The organism is Actinoplanes sp. NPDC051537, from assembly GCF_055586105.1.
The window spans coordinates 220,565-239,161 of sequence record NZ_JBVJIU010000004.1 but is presented as its reverse complement, the minus strand read 5'-3'; the positions used below and the strand labels follow the sequence as shown (position 1 = coordinate 239,161).

The 18,597-nt window shown below is 73.9% G+C and carries 19 protein-coding genes and 1 pseudogene; 13 read left to right on the top strand and 7 right to left on the bottom strand.

What is annotated here, in order from left to right:
• Positions 1-29 precede the first annotated feature (29 nt).
• Positions 30-389: a response regulator transcription factor gene (locus ACZ6TB_RS10825; RefSeq protein WP_465552984.1), complete on the top strand. Its 360-nt coding sequence runs from the start codon at positions 30-32 to the stop codon at positions 387-389.
• A gap of 7 nt (positions 390-396) precedes the next feature.
• Here the strand turns inward: ACZ6TB_RS10825 and ACZ6TB_RS10820 are convergent, their stop codons facing one another.
• Positions 397-1,341, bottom strand: coding sequence for a sensor histidine kinase (locus tag ACZ6TB_RS10820; RefSeq protein ID WP_465552982.1), 945 nt, complete (start codon positions 1,339-1,341; stop codon positions 397-399).
• A gap of 89 nt (positions 1,342-1,430) precedes the next feature.
• Between ACZ6TB_RS10820 and ACZ6TB_RS10815 the strand changes: the two genes are divergently transcribed.
• From ACZ6TB_RS10815 to ACZ6TB_RS10795, 5 genes are all read left to right on the top strand, one after another.
• Complete coding sequence (locus tag ACZ6TB_RS10815; RefSeq protein ID WP_465552980.1) at positions 1,431-2,630, top strand: MFS transporter; 1,200 nt, start codon at positions 1,431-1,433, stop codon at positions 2,628-2,630.
• On the top strand, positions 2,627-3,019 hold the full coding sequence (locus tag ACZ6TB_RS10810) for an SgcJ/EcaC family oxidoreductase (RefSeq protein ID WP_465552978.1): 393 nt from the start codon (positions 2,627-2,629) through the stop codon (positions 3,017-3,019). The genes ACZ6TB_RS10815 and ACZ6TB_RS10810 overlap by 4 nt, the downstream gene beginning before the upstream one ends.
• 72 nt (positions 3,020-3,091) lie before the next feature.
• The gene (locus ACZ6TB_RS10805; protein ID WP_465552976.1) at positions 3,092-4,162 is read left to right on the top strand and encodes a thiamine pyrophosphate-dependent dehydrogenase E1 component subunit alpha; all 1,071 of its coding nucleotides are present in this window, start codon (positions 3,092-3,094) and stop codon (positions 4,160-4,162) included.
• The gene (locus tag ACZ6TB_RS10800; protein WP_465552974.1) at positions 4,159-5,181 is read left to right on the top strand and encodes an alpha-ketoacid dehydrogenase subunit beta; all 1,023 of its coding nucleotides are present in this window, start codon (positions 4,159-4,161) and stop codon (positions 5,179-5,181) included. The genes ACZ6TB_RS10805 and ACZ6TB_RS10800 overlap by 4 nt, the downstream gene beginning before the upstream one ends.
• A complete protein-coding gene (locus ACZ6TB_RS10795) occupies positions 5,178-5,411 on the top strand; it encodes a biotin/lipoyl-containing protein (RefSeq protein ID WP_465552972.1) in 234 nt (77 codons plus the stop codon). The genes ACZ6TB_RS10800 and ACZ6TB_RS10795 overlap by 4 nt, the downstream gene beginning before the upstream one ends.
• Here the strand turns inward: ACZ6TB_RS10795 and ACZ6TB_RS10790 are convergent.
• Both ACZ6TB_RS10790 and ACZ6TB_RS10785 read right to left on the bottom strand, forming a co-directional pair.
• A complete protein-coding gene (locus tag ACZ6TB_RS10790) occupies positions 5,392-6,588 on the bottom strand; it encodes a four-carbon acid sugar kinase family protein (RefSeq protein ID WP_465552970.1) in 1,197 nt (398 codons plus the stop codon). The genes ACZ6TB_RS10795 and ACZ6TB_RS10790 overlap by 20 nt on opposite strands.
• A complete protein-coding gene (locus ACZ6TB_RS10785; protein ID WP_465552968.1) occupies positions 6,588-7,340 on the bottom strand; it encodes an SDR family NAD(P)-dependent oxidoreductase in 753 nt (250 codons plus the stop codon). The genes ACZ6TB_RS10790 and ACZ6TB_RS10785 overlap by 1 nt, the downstream gene beginning before the upstream one ends.
• A gap of 231 nt (positions 7,341-7,571) precedes the next feature.
• Here ACZ6TB_RS10785 and ACZ6TB_RS10780 point away from each other — a divergent pair, with 231 nt between their 5' ends.
• The 3 genes from ACZ6TB_RS10780 (at position 7,572) to ACZ6TB_RS10770 (ending at position 12,275) form a co-directional block, all read left to right on the top strand.
• Positions 7,572-9,107 carry an amidohydrolase family protein gene (locus tag ACZ6TB_RS10780; protein ID WP_465552966.1) on the top strand — a complete coding sequence of 512 codons (1,536 nt, stop codon included), beginning with the start codon at positions 7,572-7,574 and terminating at the stop codon, positions 9,105-9,107.
• Between the two features lie 586 nt (positions 9,108-9,693).
• Positions 9,694-10,803: an RCC1 domain-containing protein gene (locus tag ACZ6TB_RS10775; protein WP_465552964.1), complete on the top strand. Its 1,110-nt coding sequence runs from the start codon at positions 9,694-9,696 to the stop codon at positions 10,801-10,803.
• Positions 10,804-11,009: 206 nt separating this feature from the next.
• Positions 11,010-12,275, top strand: coding sequence for an ROK family protein (locus tag ACZ6TB_RS10770; RefSeq protein ID WP_465552962.1), 1,266 nt, complete (start codon positions 11,010-11,012; stop codon positions 12,273-12,275).
• Here the strand turns inward: ACZ6TB_RS10770 and ACZ6TB_RS10765 are convergent.
• From ACZ6TB_RS10765 to ACZ6TB_RS10755, 3 genes are all read right to left on the bottom strand, one after another.
• Positions 12,272-13,783, bottom strand: a complete 1,512-nt coding sequence (locus ACZ6TB_RS10765) for a serine/threonine-protein kinase (RefSeq protein ID WP_465552960.1) — start codon at positions 13,781-13,783, stop codon at positions 12,272-12,274. The two genes, ACZ6TB_RS10770 and ACZ6TB_RS10765, sit on opposite strands and share 4 nt — an antisense overlap.
• Before the next feature lie 41 nt (positions 13,784-13,824).
• Positions 13,825-14,181 carry a PRC-barrel domain-containing protein gene (locus ACZ6TB_RS10760; protein WP_465552958.1) on the bottom strand — a complete coding sequence of 119 codons (357 nt, stop codon included), beginning with the start codon at positions 14,179-14,181 and terminating at the stop codon, positions 13,825-13,827.
• 149 nt (positions 14,182-14,330) lie between these two features.
• Complete coding sequence (locus ACZ6TB_RS10755) at positions 14,331-14,939, bottom strand: DUF5317 family protein (protein ID WP_465552956.1); 609 nt, start codon at positions 14,937-14,939, stop codon at positions 14,331-14,333.
• A gap of 387 nt (positions 14,940-15,326) precedes the next feature.
• Here ACZ6TB_RS10755 and ACZ6TB_RS10750 point away from each other — a divergent pair, with 387 nt between their 5' ends.
• From ACZ6TB_RS10750 to ACZ6TB_RS10735, 4 genes and pseudogenes are all read left to right on the top strand, one after another.
• Positions 15,327-16,520 carry an MFS transporter gene (locus tag ACZ6TB_RS10750; protein WP_465552954.1) on the top strand — a complete coding sequence of 398 codons (1,194 nt, stop codon included), beginning with the start codon at positions 15,327-15,329 and terminating at the stop codon, positions 16,518-16,520.
• Positions 16,521-16,530: 10 nt separating this feature from the next.
• A complete protein-coding gene (locus ACZ6TB_RS10745) occupies positions 16,531-16,734 on the top strand; it encodes an FAD-binding protein (RefSeq protein ID WP_465552952.1) in 204 nt (67 codons plus the stop codon).
• Between the two features lie 18 nt (positions 16,735-16,752).
• Positions 16,753-17,016: pseudogene (locus ACZ6TB_RS10740) on the top strand (FAD-binding protein); the annotation flags it as partial.
• Between the two features lie 477 nt (positions 17,017-17,493).
• Positions 17,494-17,775: a BBE domain-containing protein gene (locus tag ACZ6TB_RS10735; RefSeq protein ID WP_465553646.1), complete on the top strand. Its 282-nt coding sequence runs from the start codon at positions 17,494-17,496 to the stop codon at positions 17,773-17,775.
• Here ACZ6TB_RS10735 and ACZ6TB_RS10730 read toward each other — a convergent pair.
• Positions 17,772-18,581 (bottom strand): helix-hairpin-helix domain-containing protein, encoded by an 810-nt coding sequence (locus tag ACZ6TB_RS10730; RefSeq protein ID WP_465552950.1) that lies wholly within the window; start codon positions 18,579-18,581, stop codon positions 17,772-17,774. The genes ACZ6TB_RS10735 and ACZ6TB_RS10730 overlap by 4 nt on opposite strands.
• Positions 18,582-18,597: the final 16 nt, after the last annotated feature.

Here is an 18,597-nt window from a genome sequence, read left to right as displayed (position 1 = left end):
TACTCTAGGTAGTGAACGGGGGTGGCGCGGTGACTTCGGTGCTGGTGATCGACGACGATCCGACGATGCTGGAGATCGTCACGACCGTGCTCAGCTCCGGCGGGCTCGACGTGTCCACCAGCAGCACCGGCCGCGACGGCCTGCGCGCCGCGCACGAGCACCCGCCGGACTGCGCCGTTCTGGACGTCACGATGCCGGACATGACCGGCCTCGAGGTGTGCCGCGCGCTGCGTGACGACGCCGAGACGGCCGAGATCCCGATCATCCTGCTCACCGGGCGCGGCCAGTGGCTGGACGTGGCGTCCGGCTTCGACGCGGGCGCCGACGACTACCTGGTCAAGCCGTTCACCGCGCAGGAGCTGCTGACCCGGGTCGACGCGCTCACCTAGCCCCTTTTCAGCCGGGCCCTTCGGCCGGCAGCCGCACCGTCAGGTACGGCGTGCCGTCCTCGCTCTCGATGCCGACCGACCCGCCGTGCCGGCCGACCACCGCGCGGGCCAGCATCAGCGCGGTGGCGTTCGCGCCGGTGAACAGCTTGTCGGCGGCGTACTGCCCGGGCAGCGGGAACGCGATCCGCCACCGGTCGCCGGCCCGCTCCGCCACGACCTCGTCGTCCCCGCCGAGCGCGCGCACGGCCGCGCCGAGCCGCTCGAAGACCTGCCCGAGCCGGCGGCGATCCCCCACCACCGGTCCGGTCCCGTCCCGCCCGAGCAGCGCGAGCAGGTCGAACTCGGCGAGCTGGAGCGGGATCGTCCCGTTCTCGATGCCGGCGACGGTGGCGATCTCGGCGGCCACCTCGTCGATCCGCCGCACCTTCCGGGCGATCATCGGCAGCGCCTCGTCGAGCAGCTCGTCGCCGGTGCTCGCCGGCAGCAGGTCGACCATCGCGAGGGCGGCGGCCAGCGGCGTGCGCAGCTCGTGCAGCATCGCCGTGACCAGCTCGGTCTTGGAGGCGACCACCTCGGCGAGGGCCCGGTTGTGCCGGCGCAGCCCCTCCCGGATCCGGATCTCCCGGGTCAGGTCGGTGACCACGGCGACGGCCATCGGGAGGCCGTCCGAGGGCAGGGCGTGCCAGCGGCCTTCGACCACCCGGTCACCGGGCAGGCGGCAACGGCGTCTTTTCCCGTACGGGCCGGAGCGTCCCGCCCACAGCTCGGTGGCCGCCCGGAACGGCTCCCGCCGGGCCAGCTCCTCGACCCGCTCCCCCACCAGCCGGTCGGACTCCGGGGCGCCGAAGAGGCGGAGAAGCTCCCGGTTGACGCTGACCACGACGTCGCCGGAGACGATGAGCAGCCCGGTGTCGACCGACTGGGCGAGCGCCTCGGCAACCGCTGGGATCACGACAAACAACACTAATCGGACCAGCCCGCCGGGTGGGGGGTTGTGGCAGACCCTCCCCGCCCGCGCCGCGTTGGGGTTTCCTCGGACGGGTGAGAACGCGCCGACTGCTCATCCCGTCCGCCGCCCTGCTCTGGGGTCTGCAGTTCGCGCTGCTCAATCCGGCCCTGGCCGCGCTGCTGGCGGGCGTCTTCCACGCGACGGCGGCCCAGGTGGGCTGGGCCTTGTCGATCTACAACGCGAGCGGGTTCGTCGCCGCGCTCGCGCTGCCGGTCTACGCCGACCGCCGGCGCGACTACGTGCGGCCCATGCTCGGCTGCGCGATCCTCACCCTGGCGCTGGCCGTCGCGCTGGCGCTGACCACGTCGCTGCCGGTCGCCGTGTGCGCGCTGGTCGCGCTGGGCGGCCCGGCCGGCGTCGGCAACTCGCTGCTGTTCGCCCACCTCAAGCACGCTGGCGCCGACGCCGCCGAGGTGGTGCGCACGCGGGCGGTGGTGTCCTTCGCCTGGGTCGCCGGCCCGCCGCTGGCCGCCCTGGTCATGTCCGGCTTCGGCGTGCGCTCGGTCCTGGCCCTGCTGGCCGGCGTGTCCCTGCTGACCATCACGGTGACGGCCCGCCTCCTCGGCCGCCCGTCCGGCGCGGCGGCCCCGAAACCCGAGGCGTCCCGGGCGCCGGTCTCCCGCGGCCGGGTCGCGGTGGTGGTCGTGGTCTTCGTCGCCCTCCAGGCCACCAACGCCGCGACGGTGTCGGTCATGACGCTGTTCGTCCCCGCCCGGATGGGCCTGCCGGTGCTGTGGGCCGGCCTGGCGCTGGGCGTCGCCGCCGCCCTGGAGATCCCGGCGCTGCTGGCGATCGGCCGCCTGAGCCGCCGCGTGGCGGCCCCCGGGCTGATCGCGTCCGGCTGCGTCGCCGGCATCGCCTTCTACGCCGCCATGGCGTACGCCCGCGGCCCGGTGATGCTGCTCGGCCTGCAGGTCCTCAACGCCTGGTTCTTCGCCGCCGTGGCCGGCGTCGGCCTGACGCTGTTCCAGGAGCTCATCCCCCGCCCCGGCCTGGCCTCGGGCATCTACGTCAACACCCGCCGGGTCGGCGCCATCGCCTCGGGCGCGATCATCGCCACCGGTTCCGCGGGCCCGCTCGGCTACGGCGGCGTCTTCCTCACCTGCGCCGCCGTCACCGCGGCGGCCCTGCTCGTCCTCGCCCTCGCGGGCCGGGTCCGCGCGACCGATTCCTCCGGCGCGCCGGGCGAGTCTGCACTCGCGAGACACGGCCGAGGAGAGGACGAGCAATGACACAGAATTCCCACGAGCCGGCGGTACGCGCGCTGATCGACGCGGCGTCGGCGGCCTGGGCGGACGGCGACGTCGAGGCGTTCGTCGCCTGCTACGCCGGCGACGCGACCGCCATCCTGCCCGGGTTCGCCCTGCTCGGCCGGGCGGACATCCGCACCGCGATGGCCGCCGCGTTCGCCGGCCCGCTCAAGGGCACCCGCCGCATCCACCGGGTCCGGAGCATCCGCTTCCTCGACGACACCACCGCGCTCGTGATCAGCCGCAGCGTGACCGTCCCGCAGGACGAGCCCGAGCCCGACCCCGACCGCTGGTCGGTGGCGACGTGGGTGATGTCCGGCGCCTCGGGACGATGGCTGGTCGAGGCCTACCACGACTGCCCCGCCACCTGACGCCCCGCGCCGTGCCCGTCATCTGAGAAAGAGGCCGTTGCCGAGGCGTTGCGGCAGGTCGAACGTGGCCCTATGACCATTCCGACTGTGCCGCCGCCCGGCGGACCCGAGAGGGCCGGGGGCGGACCCGAGAAGATCGACGAAGACGCGCGCGTGGAACTGTTCCGGACGATGGTGCTGTGCCGGACGTTCGAGGAGGCGATGCTCCGCGAATACCACGCCGACAAGGGACCGGGCTTCGACATCGGCAAGGGCCTGGTGCCGGGCGAGATGCACCTGGCCGCCGGGCAGGAGCCGGTCGCGGCCGGGGTCTGCGCCCACCTGACCACCGACGACGCCGTCACCGCGACGCACCGGCCGCACCATTTCGCGATCGCGCACGGCGTCGACCTGAGCCGGATGGCGGCCGAGATCTTCGGCCGGGAGACGGGACTGGGCCGCGGCCGGGGCGGCCACATGCACCTGTTCGACCCGGCGACGCACTTCTCCTGCTCCGGCATCATCGCCGAGGGCTACCCGCCGGCGCTCGGGCAGGCGTTCGCGTTCCAGCGGCGCGGCACCGACCGGGTCGCCGTGGCGGTCACCGGGGAGGGCGCGGCCAACCAGGGCGCCTTCCACGAGTCGCTGAACCTGGCGGCGCTGTGGCGGCTGCCGGTCGTGTTCATCGTCGAGGACAACGACTGGGGCATCTCGGTGCCGCGGTCGGCGTCGACGTCGGTGCCGTCGAACGCGGCGCGGGCGGCGGCGTACGACATGCCCGGCGAGCGGATCGAGGACAACGCGGTCGAGGCGGTCTACGCGGCGGCCGGGCGGGCGGTGGCGCGGGCCCGCGCGGGCGACGGGCCGAGCCTCATCGAGGTGCACACGCTGCGGCTGTGGGGCCATTTCGAGGGCGACGCCCAGGCCTACCGCAAGGACATCGAGGACGTGCCGGGCCGCGATCCGCTGCCCACGTACGAGCGCACCCTGCGCGATGCCGGGCTGCTCGACGACGCCGGCGTCGCCCGGATCCGGCACGAGGCGGCCGTGCAGGTGGAGGACGCGGTCTCGTACGCGAAGAAGAGCCCCTTGCCCGACCCCGCCGACGCCCTGCGCTACGTGTTCCCGTCGCCGGCCGGCAAAGCGGAAGGAGCGGTGTCATGACCGCAACGGCCGAGACCAACCGGCTCACCACCGCCCGGGCGATGGTCGACGGGATCGCGGCCGAGATGGCCCGCGACGAGTCGGTCATCTATCTCGGCGAGGACGTCGGCGCGTACGGCGGCATCTTCGGATCCTCGACCGGCCTGCTGGACCGCTTCGGCGCCACCCGGGTGATCGACACCCCGATCTCCGAGACCGCGTTCATCGGCCTCGGCATCGGCGCCGCGGTCGAGGGCATGCGGCCGATCGTCGAGCTGATGTTCGTGGACTTCTTCGGCGTCTGCATGGACCAGATCTACAACCACATGGCCAAGATTTCGTACGAGTCGGGCGGCCACGTGCGGGTGCCGATGGTCCTGACGACGGCCGTCGGCGGCGGGTACAGCGACGGCGCGCAGCACAGCCAGTGCCTGTGGGGAACCTTCGCCCATCTGCCGGGCATGAAGGTGGTGGCGCCCAGCAACCCGTACGACGCCAAGGGTTTGATGATCTCGGCGATCCGCGACGACGGGCCGGTCGTCTACATGTTCCACAAGGGTGTGATGGGGCTGGCCTGGATGGCCAAGAACCGGCGCGCGATCGGCGAGGTGCCGGACGGCGACTACACGGTGCCGATCGGGCAGGCCCGCATCACCCGGCCGGGATCGACCGTCACCGTCGTCACCGTGTCGCTGTCGGTGCACCACGCGCTCGACGTCGCCGACCGGCTGGCGGGCGAGGGCATCGACGTCGAGGTGCTCGACCTGCGCAGCCTGGTGCCGCTGGACCGGGACGCGATCGTGGCGTCGGTGCGCAAGACCGGCCGGCTGGTGGTCGTGGACGAGGACTATCTGTCGTACGGGCTGTCGGGCGAGGTGGTCGCGTCGGTCGCCGACGTGGATCCGGGCCTGCTGCGCGCGCCGGTCGCCCGGGTGGCGGTGCCGGACGTGCCGATCCCGTACGCGCACAGCCTCGAGTACGCGGTGCTGCCCCGGCACGACCGGATCGAGGCGGCGATCCGCGCGGTGGCGGCGGCATGACCGAGGTGCCGTTCCCGGCGCTGTCCAAACTGGACTCTTCGGCCCTGGGCGTGCTCGCGACCTGGTTCGTCGTCGAGGGCGAGCGGGTGGCGGCCGGCCAGGTGCTGGCCGAGGTGCAGGTGGACAAGGTCTCACTGGACGTGCTCGCCCCGGCGGCGGGCACGGTCCACCTGCTCGTCGAGGAGGAGGCGTCGATACCGCAGGGGACGGTCATCTGCCGGATCGCGTGAGGCGCACGAGGGTGTCCCGGTCGCCGACGTTGCCGGGCACGATCACGTGGACGGTCCCGTCCGCGTAGTCCCAGACCGAGATGCCGGCGGCGATCTGGCCGCGGACCCGGGCCCGGTCGGCGCCCAGGGCCGTCCGGGCGATCCCGGCCGAGGTGATGCCGCCCTTGGACACGACCGTGCCGTAGTCCGCGACGACGGCGGCCGCGGCGGTCATGAGCGCCTGGTCGACGCGGGCCGCGTGCGCGAGGGAACCGTGCTCGGGCCGGCGGATCCGCTCGGTGCTGAGGACCGCGAACGGGCGGCCCTCGAGGCGGGCGGCGGCTTCCCGGCCGGCCGCCGGCGGGTCGGCCAGCGCCGCATCGGTGGGGATCTCCACCGGGGCGTCGGTGAGGGCGGCCAGCTGGGCGGTTGCGGCGGCCGTGTGCGAGCCGCAGACGACCAGCACGCCGGGACGTTGCGGGGCGAGGCGGTCGAGACAGCCGGTGCTGAGGCGGCCCGCGCAGATCGCGGCGAGGGTGGCGGCGCAGCGCACCACGACTTCGTCCCGGCCGGCCGCCTCGAGACCGGCGTGGATCAGCCGGATGTCGTCGTCGGTGGCCGCGTCGGGCACGACGAACTCGCCCGGACCCGCCCGCCGCAGCGCCTGCGTCACCGCGTGACCCGCGGTGTCGCGTACGGCCGCAAGCGGGATTGGAACCCCCCGCCGGGCACCGCGTTCCCGGACGTAATCGACCAGGTGGGAGCTGCGGAAACCGAAGACCGGATCGCGGGCGAACTCGGTCTCGGCGACCGGCGTCTCCCCCACCCGGTGCACCGCGCCCACCGTGGTCCGGCCGCCCTGCGGAAAAGCCGGCACGAAAAGAACCGGACCGCTCTTCCCCACGAAGACATCGGACTCGGCGAAAACGTGCCCGCGCAGGGTCGAGTCGCCGCGCAGGATCGGGCGGATCGGCCGGCCCAGCTCCGCGGCCGCCGCCCGCAACTGCCCCTTCACCGCCCGCGCCAGCGTGACCGCCTCCGCCTCGGGCATCGCCCGCGAGTTGGTCTGGAGATAGACGCTCGGCGACGCGCGCAGCTCCGCCACGATGGCCGGCACGTCCCAGCGCAGCAGCACGGTCACGCCGGTCGCGCACTGGGTGCCGGTCGGGTCGTCGTCGAGAACCGCGGTCAGCGCCATCAGTGCAGGTGGGAGCCGCCGTTGACGTCGATCGTCGCCCCGGTGAGGTAGGCGGCGTCCGGCGATGCGAGGAACGCGATCACGCCGGCCACGTCGTCGGCGGTGGCGAGCCGGCCGATCATCGTGGTGGCGGCCAGCTCGGCCTTGCGGTCCTCGGTCATCAGGCCGTGGGTGATGTCGGTGTCGACCATGCTCGGCGCGACCGCGTTGACCGTGACGCCCTCGCCATCGAGCTCGCGGGCCAGGGTCTTGGTCAGGCCGAGGATCGCCGCCTTGCTGGCCGAGTAGTGCGAGGCGCCGAAGAGGCCGCCGCCGCGCTGGCCGGAGACCGACGAGAGGTTGACGATGCGGCCGTGGCCGCGGGCGCGCATGCCGGGCAGCACGGCCTGGGTGACCAGGAACGTGCCGCGGACGTTGACCGCGAAGACGTGCTCCCACTCGTCGAGGGTGATGTCCTCGAAGCGGGTCGGCGCCGAGATGCCGGCGATGTTGGCGAGCACGGTGATCGGGGGCAGCGCGGCCTCGGCGGCGCGGACCGCCGCGGCCACCGAGGGCGGGGCGGTGACATCGGCGTACGCGCCGAAGGTTTGCGGGCTGCCGGCCCGGCTCGCCTCCCCGGCGGTCTCGCCGGCTCCGTCGGCGTCGATGTCCAGCACCCCGACCGCATAGCCGAGGGAGGCGAAACGCAGGGCGGTGGCCCGGCCGATGCCGCGCCGGGAGCCACCGCCGGTGATGAGGATCGAGCCCGTCATGCTCCGATTCTGGCGGTCCAGTGGTTGAAGGGCGAGGCCATCGCGAAGAACCAGCTTCGAGCACTGGAAGCTGCTGCCCGGGGGCGGCGGATTGGTGACCGTCACTGCATATCCGATCGATGGTGGTACTAGGACCACCCCGTTTCCGGGCCCTGGCACGACTGACTCCGTACGCCGGACCGAGCAGGCTGTCCTTGTTGTTTCTGGACCTTGCTTCGACGGGAGAAGCTCATGCAGCGGCGGACGATCCTCACCGGCACGGCACTCGGGGTGGCTTTCGGACTGACCCGGCTGGGGTCCGCCTCGGCGGCGGCCGGTGGTGACCTGATCGCGATCCGGGGGGTGACGGTGATCGACGCGGTCGGGGGCGCCCGGCGCGGGCAGACGGTGCTCATCCGGGGCGGGCGCATCCTCGACGCCGGGCCGGCGCAGCGCGTGCCGGTGCCGTCCGGGGCCACGGTCGTCGACGGCTCCGGGAAATATCTGATTCCCGGGCTCGCCGACATGCACACGCACGCGACCGGCATCGACGACACCGACCCGGAGCTCTACGTGGCCAACGGCGTGACCACGACCCGGCAGATGTCGGCGAGCGCCGAGGCGCGCGACTGGCAGCGGCAGATCGCCGCCGGGGAGCGGGTCGGCCCACGGTGGACGATCGGCAGCCGGCTCGTCGACGGGTCGCCCTCGCTGTGGGACGGGCTCGACCCCGACGGCAGCGTGCACGTCGCGGTGGCCGATCCGGCGCAGGCCCGGGCCGTGGTGCGGCAGGAGCGGGCGGCGGGGGCGGCGTTCATCAAGACGTACACCCGGCTGACCCGCGAGTCGTTCCTGGCGATCGCCGACGAGGCCGGGCGGGCCGGGCTGCCGTTCCTCGGGCACGTGCCCGACCTCGTCCCGCTGACCGAGGCGAGCGACCGGGGCCTGCGGTCGGTCGAGCACCTGTTCGAGATCTGGTACGACACCTCGGCCGACGAGGATCGCCTGCGGCGGGGCGTGGCGTCGGTGCCGATCGGCCCGGGCGACTACAACGGCTGGTTCAACCGCATGAACCCGTACGAGTACGCCGCGGCCCGCAGCTACGACCGGCGCAAGGCGGAGCGGGTCTTCGGCCGGGTCGCCCGCAACGGCACGTACGTCACGCCGACGCTGGTGCTGCACGAGTCGAACGACATGCCGGAGCGCATCGACCGGCACGACCCGCGCTACCGCTACTTCAGCGCCGACATGATCGGGTATTGGGACTGGGCACTCGACAACCTGTATCTGCCCGGCCGGACGCCGGAGCAGATCGCCCATTCGCGCGACCTGTTCGCCCGGCGGCTCGCGCTGACGGCCGACCTGGCCGCGGCCGGCGTGCCCCTGATGACCGGCACCGACCTGGGCACGACCTACCTCATGCCCGGCTTCAGCCTGCACGACGAGCTGGCGTTGCTGGTGCGGGCGGGCCTGCGCCCGATCGAGGCCCTGGCCGCGTCGACCCTCCACCCCGCCCGCTACCTGGGCCGCCCCGACCAGGGCGTGGTGGCCCGCGGCGCGGTGGCCGACCTGGTGCTGCTCGAGGCCGACCCGCTGCACGACATCCACAACACGACCCGCATCGACAGCGTCTTCGCCGGTGGCCGCCTGATCGGACCGGCCGCCCGCCGCCAGATGCTCGCCGACATCGAGGCCGCCGCGCAGCAGCCCAAGCCGGCGATGGCCGCGCCGGCCGCCTTCCGGGGTTGCCCTTGCCACGGCGGCGTCCGGCCGAGCGTCGCGGTCTGACGGCCGCCGCCCAGCCCGGGCCGGACCACCCCTCCCGCCCGGCGGGCGCGGCCGGCCCGGCCCAGCGGGCGCGGCCGCCTCTGCGCGGCCACGTCTCGCCCAGCCGCCTCAGCGCGGCCACACCTCGCCCGGCCCACCTCGCCCGGCCACCGCCCGCCCCCTCGCGCGGCCGCCTCCCCTCGCCCGGCCTCCCCACGCCCGGCCCGCCTTGCCCGGCCCTCGCGCGGCCGCCTCGCCTCGCCCGGCCCGCCTCGCCCGGCCACCGCCCGCCCCCTCGCGCGGCCGCCTCGCCTCGCCCGGCCCGTCTCGCCCGGCCCGTCTCGCCCGGCCAGCCTCGCCCGGCCCACCTCGCCCCGCCACCTTGCCCGGCCACCCCGCCCCGCCGCCTCGCCCGGGAAATGCGGGAAAGCAATTCGGCAACATTGCTGTCGGTCAATGTCGAATGTTATGAACTGGTGGGCCCTCCAGCGGCCCGCGGGGGCAACGATGCCGCCAGCCTTTCCCCTCCGACTCCCTTGGGAGACCACACATGAAAAGAACTCACGATGGTCGGCTGCGCGCTTTAGGCAGATGGTCGGTCGCCGCGGTGGCCGTCATCGGCGCGCTGGTCGGCACGGCCGGGGCGGCTCGCGCCGCCTCGGCGGGCAACGTCGGCGTCGCCGCCGGGTACTCGCACACCTGCACGATTCCGGCCGACGGGTCGCTCCGCTGCTGGGGCGGCAACGACACCGGGCAGCTCGGCGACGGGACCAACACGGCTAAGACCAGGCCGGTGCGGGTCGGGGCCGCCACGGACTGGGTCGGCATCGACGCCGGGACCAGCTACACCTGCGGGGTTCGCGCCGACGGCACGCTGTGGTGCTGGGGCAACAACTTCCGGGGGCAGCTCGGCGACGGCACGACCACGAGCCGGAACGTCCCGACCCGGGTCGGCGACGTCGCAACCTGGGCCACCGTCAGCGCCGGCGACAGCCACACCTGCGCGGTCCGCACCGACGGGACGCTCTGGTGCTGGGGGTTCAACCGGCTCGGCCAGCTCGGTGTCGGCACCGACCCGTACTACGCCACCACGCCGATGCGGGTCGGCACGGCCACCAACTGGGCGAGCGTCACGACCGGGTTCGCGCACACCTGCGCCATCCGGACCGACGGCACGCTCTGGTGCTGGGGTGACAGCACGGCCGGGCAGCTCGGGATCGGCATCCTCAGCTACTCGGCCACTCCGGCGCAGGTCGGCACCGCGACCTCGTGGACCGGCGTGACGGCCGGGTACGCGTACACCTGCGGGGTGCGCTCGGACGGATCGCTGTGGTGCTGGGGCGAGAACGGGTACGGCCAGCTGGGCGCCACCGCCACCTACCAGACCACGCCGATGCGGGTCGGGGACGGCACCTCCTGGAGCCGGGTCGCCGCGACCTTCAACACCACGTGCGCGACGCGTACCGACGGCAGTCTCTGGTGCTGGGGCAACAACATGGCCGGCCAGCTGGCCGACGGCACGACCGCGAACCGGTACGCGCCGGTGCGTGTCGGCGACGCCACCAGCTGGAACGGCAACTTCGTGGTCACCTATCACGCCTGCGCGGGGCGCACCGACGGCAGCCTGTGGTGCTGGGGCTACAACCCGGCCGGCCAGCTCGGCGACGGCACCACCATCACCCGATCAACCCCGGTTTCGGTCGGCCTGACCAGCTGACACGCCACTGGACGGTGTCGTCGGCGCCCGGGCCGGCGGCATTCGAGACCGGTGGCCTCTGAGCCAGGGCCGGCGCCGCGCGTGAACAGGCCGCCCGGCGCCCCCGCGCTGCTCGGTCATGCCGCCCCTGTTTATGTATCGAATCAACATAAGCTGGGGGCGCGCGGTACGATCCGATCGACCGCCGGGTGTCCCAAGGAGATCGTTTGTCCGCGCCGCCGTCCGCTCGCGACATCCTCGTGCTGGCCCAGATCGTCGAGCTCGTCCGCGCCGAGACCGCGATCACCCGGCCCGACCTGGAGAACGTCACCGGCCTGGGCCGCACCGTGGTCAACGACCGCATCCGCGAGGGCCTCGAGCTGGGCGTGCTCACCGAGCTCACGGCCACGCCGTCACCGCAGCGCCGCGGCCGCCCGTCGCGCACCATCCGGTTCCGGGCCGACGCCGGCGTGCTGCTCTCGGCGTCGCTGGGCGCGGTGTCGCTGCAGGCCGCGGTCTCCGACCTGAACGGCAACCCGCTGCGCCGCGAGGCCCGCGACATCGACGTGCAGGACGGGCCCGAGGCGGTGCTGGCCGCCGTCCAGGGCGTCTTCGACGATCTGCTGAGCGACACGCGTACGCCGGTCTGGGGTGTCACGATCGCGCTGCCCGGCCCCGTCGACGTCGCCGCCGGCTCGGTGGTGGCCGCCCCGATCATGCCCGGCTGGGACGGGTACGACGTGCGGGCGCCCTTCCAGCGGCGGTTCGACGCGCCGGTCTGGGTGGAGAACGAGGTCAACGCGATGGCGCTCGGCGAGTGGGAGCGCGGCGAGCCCCGGGAACGGCGCGACCTGCTGTTCGTCAAGGTCGCCACCGGCATCGGCAGCGGCCTGGTGACGAACGGGCGGCTGCACCGCGGCGACAGCGGAGCGGCCGGCGACATCGGGCACGTCCGGGTCACCGACGACCCGGCGGCGACCTGCCGGTGCGGCAAGACCGGCTGCCTCGAGGCGGTGGCGAGCGGCTGGGCGGTGCTGCGCACGCTCTCCGAGCACGCCCGGTCGGGCGCGAGCCCGCTGCTGGCCCGGCGGCTGGCCGAGCGCGGCCACATCGTCCCGGCCGACATCGGCTTCGCGGCCGAGGCCGGCGACGCGCTGGTCCACGACGCCGTGGCCGAAGCCGCCCGGCTGACCGGCCGCACGATCGCCGGCGTGGTCAACTTCGCCAACCCCGGGACGTTGGTGCTCGGCGGCGGCGTCATCCGGTACGGCCAGGTGTTCTTCGACGAGTTCCGGGCCGCCGTGCTGGCCGGCGCCATCGAGCTGGCCGCCCGCAACCTCACCATCCGGACGGCGTCGCTCGACTTCCACGAGGGCACCGTCGGCGGCGCGCTGCTGGCCGCGGATCGCCTGTTCCGCCCCGAGTCGCTGCGCCTGTGGCTGGCCGAGGGTTCCCCGATCCCGGCCGCGAGGCAGCTGCAGACGACCGCCTAGTCTTCCTTCTTCTTTCCCTTCTCGGGCTTCTTTTCCTTCCCGGGCTTCTCGGCCGGCTTCTTGTCGTCGGCGGAGGCGGGACGCGCGGCCGGCTTGCCGGGCGCCGGCGGTGGCGGTGGCGGGGCGGTGGCGGTGGTCGCGCCGGCGACGGACAGCGCCGAGTCGCAGGCGGCCTCGTTGAGCTCGAAGCGGTCGGGCAGCGCGTTCAGCCCCCGGTAGGTGCCCTGGATCGTCGCGGTGCGGGCCTGGCCGGCGGGAAGGTCGCCGATCCGGGCCGAGACCGCGCTCCCGCTCTGCCGCCAGGTGCCGGGCGTGCCGGAGACGAGTCGTTGTTCCTGCTTCAGCGCGAAGGTGAGCTGCCCGGCGGTGATCGGCGCCGTCCCGGTGTTGGCGACCCGCAGACGGGTGGTGAACCGGCCGTTGGCGGCGCGGGCGACGGTGTATTCGACGCTGCACGCGGTGGGCGTGGCCGCGGCCGGGGTCTGCGCCCACGAGGCCGAGCCGTCCGGGTCGCCGGGCAGCGCCGACGCGGCAGCGACACTCAGGACGAGCACGCCGCCGGCGAGGACCGCGATCCGCCCGGCCCGGGGCGTCCGCCGCCATCGCCGTTGGACCGTGGCCGCGATGATGCGAGCCGTCGGCTCGGCATCGGGGGCAGCACCGCCGGGCAGCAGCAGGGCGGCCGGGGTCAGCCCGGCCGCGGCGCCCAGCACGCGGGCGGCGTCGGCGGCGGACGGCCGGCGGTCCGGGTCCTTGTCGAGGCAGCGCCGGCAGAGGTCGGCGATGTCGCCCGGCAGGCCGGCACCCCGCGGCAGGGCGGCCGGTTCCTCGTACCGGTGCGCACGAAGCATTTGTGTTGCGGTCGACGCCTCCCATGGCAAACGGCCGGCGATGGCGCAATAGAGCAGCAACCCCAGCGCATAGACGTCGGTCGCCGGCCGGACGACGCCGTGCTCGAGGCGCTCGGGGGCCAGGTAGGCGGGCGTGCCGAGCACCTGACCGGCCGGCCCGTCGTCGTCGCCGGACGCGGCCGCGATGCCGAAGTCGAGCAGCTTCACCCCGGCGCCCGCCACCACCACGTTGCCGGGCTTGACGTCCCGGTGCACCAGCCCGCACTCGTGCGCGGCGGCCAGCGCGGCCGCCACCTGCGCGCAGACGAGCACCGAAACCCGCCACGGCAGCGCGTCGCCGGTGAGCAACTGCGCCATCGAGCGGCCTTCGACGACCTCCATCACCACGTACGGCGTGCGCCGCCCCCGCGGATCGAAGGTCTCGCCGTAGTCGTAGACGTCCACGATGTTCGGATGCCGCAGCCGCGCGAGCGCCCGCGCCTCGTCCCGGACCCGCTCCAGCAGCAGCGGGTCCTCGGCCAGCTCCGGAAACAGCACCTTCACGGCGACGTCCCGGCCGAGCACCTCGTCGTGCGCGCGCCACACCATCGACATGCCGCCGGCCCCGAGCCGCCCCAGCAGCCGGAAACGGCCGTCCATCAGGTCGCCAGTGTTCATCACCGTCACCGATGCCCCGCCGCGGCCGGTGGAAAACCCGGTCAGCGGCGAGCCAGCCGGCGCTCGCCGGCTGCTCCCGTCGCGTACGGCAGCTCGTAATGGGTGAAGACCCGCGGTTCGTCGGCGGCGGTGAGCTCACCGTCGACCTCGATGCTCGGCGCGTCCCCGACCAGCTTCTTGTCGTGCCGCACGCGGACGGCGTCGGGCTTCACCGACGCGCCGTCCAGGGGCACGAAGACCAGGCGATGCCGGCCGATGATGCCGACCCGGACGGTGGCGAAGCTCGGCTGGTCGGTGGCGGTGTCGACATAGACGGCCTCGAGGTCGCCGATCTTGTCGCCCTTGGGGTCGATGACCTTCTGCCCGCGCCAGTCGCGCAGGTTCTCAGCGGGGAACATACCCCCGAAGTGCCCGGCGGCATCTCGCCGAAACCACCGGACCGGTGGACCTCAGCCGCCGTGCTCGTGCGGGGCGCCGACGGTGTAGAGCAGCAGGGCCAGCGAGGCCAGGGAGGCGAGCGCGAACGCGAGGCGGTGCCAGATGCGGTTCATGAGCTCAGCCTCCCTGCTCGTGCGGGGCGCCGATCGTCCAGAGCAGCAAGGCCAGCGCGGCCAGGGTGAACAGCACCAGCGTGAGCCGGCGCCAGGAAAGGGTCGCGGTCATCGGGTCTCCGTTCGGGTCGGCGCATCGCGACCAGGACGAACGCGCAAGCGCCGCCGCCGATCAGGATGTCGCCGGGACTGATGAGGGCATGCAGCGGTACGAGCGGGATCGTGTCGCCGAGGACGGCGGCCCGGGTCTGCTCGTTCGCCGCGACGTTCTTGGGTGTGTCGGTGACGGTGGCGTGGCCGGCGTTGTCGTAGGGCATGCGGCCGTTGAGCGCGATCGCGACGCCGTTGAGGGCCGCGCCGAGCACGATCAGCACGCCCGCCAATCGGCACGCGACCGGCCAGCGCGGCAGGTTGACGGCCAGCCAGGCCAGCACGAGACCGAATACGACGGCGAGCGTCGCCGGACCGTGCAGGATCGGCGCCCGGTATTGGGCGAGCTGGGCCGCGGCCGCCAGCCAGACCAGCCACAGCGCCTTGACCGGAATGGCGCGCAGGCCGCCGAGCCGGCCGCCGGAAAGGTATCCGAGCGCGACGCCGGCGAGCACGGGCGCGGCAATGAGAATGGCGAATCGAATTGTCATGGACAGCCATTTCCGCGAACGGTCGGCCCGGCCGCGCCCAGCAACGGGCGCGGCCGGCCGCGGCGGAGGGGCCTAGCGGGTCGGTCCCGCCCAGGTGAACGTCGGACCAGCCCAGGTGCGGGTCGGACCGGCCCAGGTACGGGTCGGGCCGGCCCCGGTGGACGTGGTTGCGTGCGCTTGCTTGATCATTTGATCCCCCAGTGACAAGCGTTCCGAATTCCGATGGCCACGACCATAGCGCCACCCTCCGCAAGTCGGAAACAGCAATTCGCTGTAGCGAATCCGACACCGAATTCCCGGGATTCACGAGGCACAATGATATTGCGGAAAACAGCAAACACGGGGGCATTCATGAATGCGGCATTTCATCGTTACTGGACCGCCCGGCTCGTTTCGTACGCCGGTGACCAGATCGCCCGGACCGCCCTGCTCGTCGCCGTCTTCGACCGGTACGGCGGCGCCGCCGTCGGCCTGTTCCTGCTCGCCGCGACGGTGCCGCGGCTGCTCGGGCCGGCGCTCGGCGCGCTCGCCGACCGGTTCGACCAGCGGCGCATCATCGTCGCCTGCGACCTGACGCAGGCCGTGCTCTACACGACGATCGCCCTGCTCAGCCCCTCGCTGCCGGTGCTGCTCGCGCTGGTCGCGGCGGCGTCGGTGGCCGCGACGACGTTCACGCCGGCCGGCCGCAGCCTGCTGCCGGAGCTGGTCGGGGCGGACCGGCTCGGCGCGGCGAACGCGCGCCTGGCCGTCGGCGTCAACATCGGCTTCGCGGCCGGTCCGGCGCTCGGCGGCGTGCTGCTGGCGACGGCCGGCCTCACTCCGACGCTGCTGGCCGACGTCGCGTCGTTCCTGGTCTCGGCGCTGCTGGTGGCCGGGTTGCGGCCGCTGGCCCGGCGCGGCGCGGCGGCGGCCGAACCACTGCGGCAGGTGCTGCGCGACGGTCTCGGCGTGGTCCGCACCAACCTGGTGGTCCGGGCGGTGGCCTGCGGCTTCCTGATGCTGGTGACGTTCGCGGCGCTGGACAACGTGGCGGTGGTGCCGCTCGTGCGCGACGGTCTCGGCGCGGGACCGGTCGCGGTCGGGCTGCTGACCTCGGCGTACGGGATCGGGATGGTGGCCGGTCCGCTGGTGATCGCCCGCGGCGCCGACCGCATCCGCATCGACCTCGTTCTCTACGCCTCGGTGCTGGTGATCGGCGTGGGCGCGGTGCTGACCGGGCTGAGCTACGCGGTCGCCTTCGCGGTGGCCGGGCAGGCGCTGGCGGGTGCGGGCGCCGGCTGGCACAACGTCGCCGCCGACACGCTGGTGCAGCGGCACGTCCCGGCGAACCGGCTGGGCACGGTGTTCGGGACGATCTACCTTTTCCCGTACGCCGCCGAGGTCGTCGCCTATCTGGCCGGCGCCGCGTTGCTGGGCGCCGTCGGCGGCCGTTGGCTGTTCGTCATCTCGGGCGTGGGCGCGATGGCGACGCTGGCGCTGGTCTTCCCGCTGCTGTCCCGGGCCTTGCCCACGGCTCGGAGAAGTCCCGCCCCGGCGACCACCTAGCCTGGTACCCGTGCCTTTCCTCGCCCCCGACGGCCAGGTGTTCACGCCCGGCTCGCCGGAATACGACGCGGTCCGCCGCCCGGTCAACCCCGCCTACCGGGACGTGCGGCCCCGGCTCGTGGTGCTCTGCCGGTCGGTGGCGGACGTCGCCGCCACGCTGGCCTACGCCGCCGCGACCGGCGAGCGCCTGGTACCCCGGGGCGGCGGGCACTGATTCGCGGGCCGATCGTCGACGGACGGGATCGTGCTCGACCTGTCCGGCCTCGACCACGTCACCATGGCCGGCGACGGCGTGGCGCGGATCGGGGCCGGGGCCCGCCTCCGCGCCGTCTACGAGGCGCTGGCCGCCCACGGCCGCACCCTGCCCGCCGGCTGCGGCCCGACCGTCGGCATCGCCGGGCTCACCCTCGGCGGCGGGATCGGGCTGCTCGGCCGCAAGCACGGGCTGACCTGCGACCGTCTCGCCGGCGCCGAGGTGGTGCTGGCCGGCGGCTCCATCGTGGACTGTGACCGCGACCGGCACCCGGACCTGTTCTGGGCCCTGCGCGGCGCGGGCGGCGGCCAGTTCGGCGTGGTCACCGAGCTGCGGTTCGACACGGTCGCGGAGCCGCTGACGACGCGCATCGAGGCGCATCCGCCGGCCACCGAGGATCTCGTACGCCGCTGGCAGTCCTGGGCGCCGGACGCCCCCGACGACATCACCGTGAACCTCACCGTCGAGTCCGGGCGCGCTTCGCTGTTCGGCGCGTCCACACTGGACGAAGCCGCGACCCGGGAGCTGTTACGGGAGTTGACCGACGCGCCGGTCGCGTTGCGGGGCGGCCTGCCGTACCACCGCCTGAAGCAGTCCTTCGCCGGGCCGGAGGAGCAGCAACCGGAGCGCATCCGGTCGGAGTTCTTCGCCGGCCCGCTGTCCGGCCGCACGATCGCGTCGTTGCTGACCGGCCTGGACGGCCGCCTGTCCTTCACCGCGATGGGCGGCGCCTACAACCGGGTCGCCGGGGACGCCACCGCCTTCGCCCACCGCGGCCAGCGTTTCCTGCTCGAACACGCGGGCGACCCGGCCGGCTCGTGGGTCGACCGCTCCTGGCAGACCGCGCACGCCGACGGCTCGGGCCGGGTCTACCCGAACTTCCCCGATCCCGCGCTGACGGATGCGGCGGCGGCCTATCACGCGGGCAACCACCGCCGACTGGCGACGATCAAGAAGGCGTACGACCCGGGCCGGTTCTTCGATTTTCCGCAGGCCGTCTAAGCCGGACCGGCGCGGAAGGTCAGCCCGGCCTCGTCCATCGCGGCCCGGAGGTGGCGGATGGCGTAGGGCCCGACCCCGTGCAGGGCCAGCACCTCGGCCTCGCTGAGTTCGGCGACCCGTTCGAGGCTGACCACGCCCTGCGACGTGAGCGCCCGGGTCGCGGGCGCACCCAGGTGTGGCAGCGGGGTGCCCGGCGCCGGGGCCGGCCGGCTGGAGACCGGCCGCCGGTGACCCTCGTGGTCCAGGACGGCGGCGCCGCGCGCGGAGAGCCGGTAGCCGATGTCGAGCGACTCGGTCAGCCCGCGCTCCTTGAGCTTGCGCACGTTCTGTTTGAACGGCGCCGTCTCACGCCCCATCCGCTGTGCGAGCTCGGGTGCCCGGGTCGCCGGCAGCTCGTCGATCAGCAGCAGCGTCGCCCGGGTCCACGGGCCGGACGGCGAGGCGCGGTCGAGCCGATCCAGCCAGGCGACGATCGCGTCGATCTCCGCGGTGTCGGGCAGCGACTCCCGCAGCGCCTGCCGCGGGTCCGCGCCCGCGTACCGCAACCCGATCCGATACACCGGCCGGTCGGCGTGCAGGCGGTCCAGCCCCTGCCGGAGCGCGGCCAGCGACGCCGCGCCGGCCCGGCGTGCGTCCGCGGCGGTCAGCGAGCTCGCCGTCACGATGTCCAGCGAGGTGATCTCGACCAGCCCGACCGCGGTGCGCATCCGGGTGCCGACCCTGACGCGAGGCCGGTCCCAGCGGCGGAACGCCACGTCGATGTCGCCGGCCCGGATCGCCGCCAGTTCCGCCGGACGTATCTGCATGCCCTAGTTCAGCACA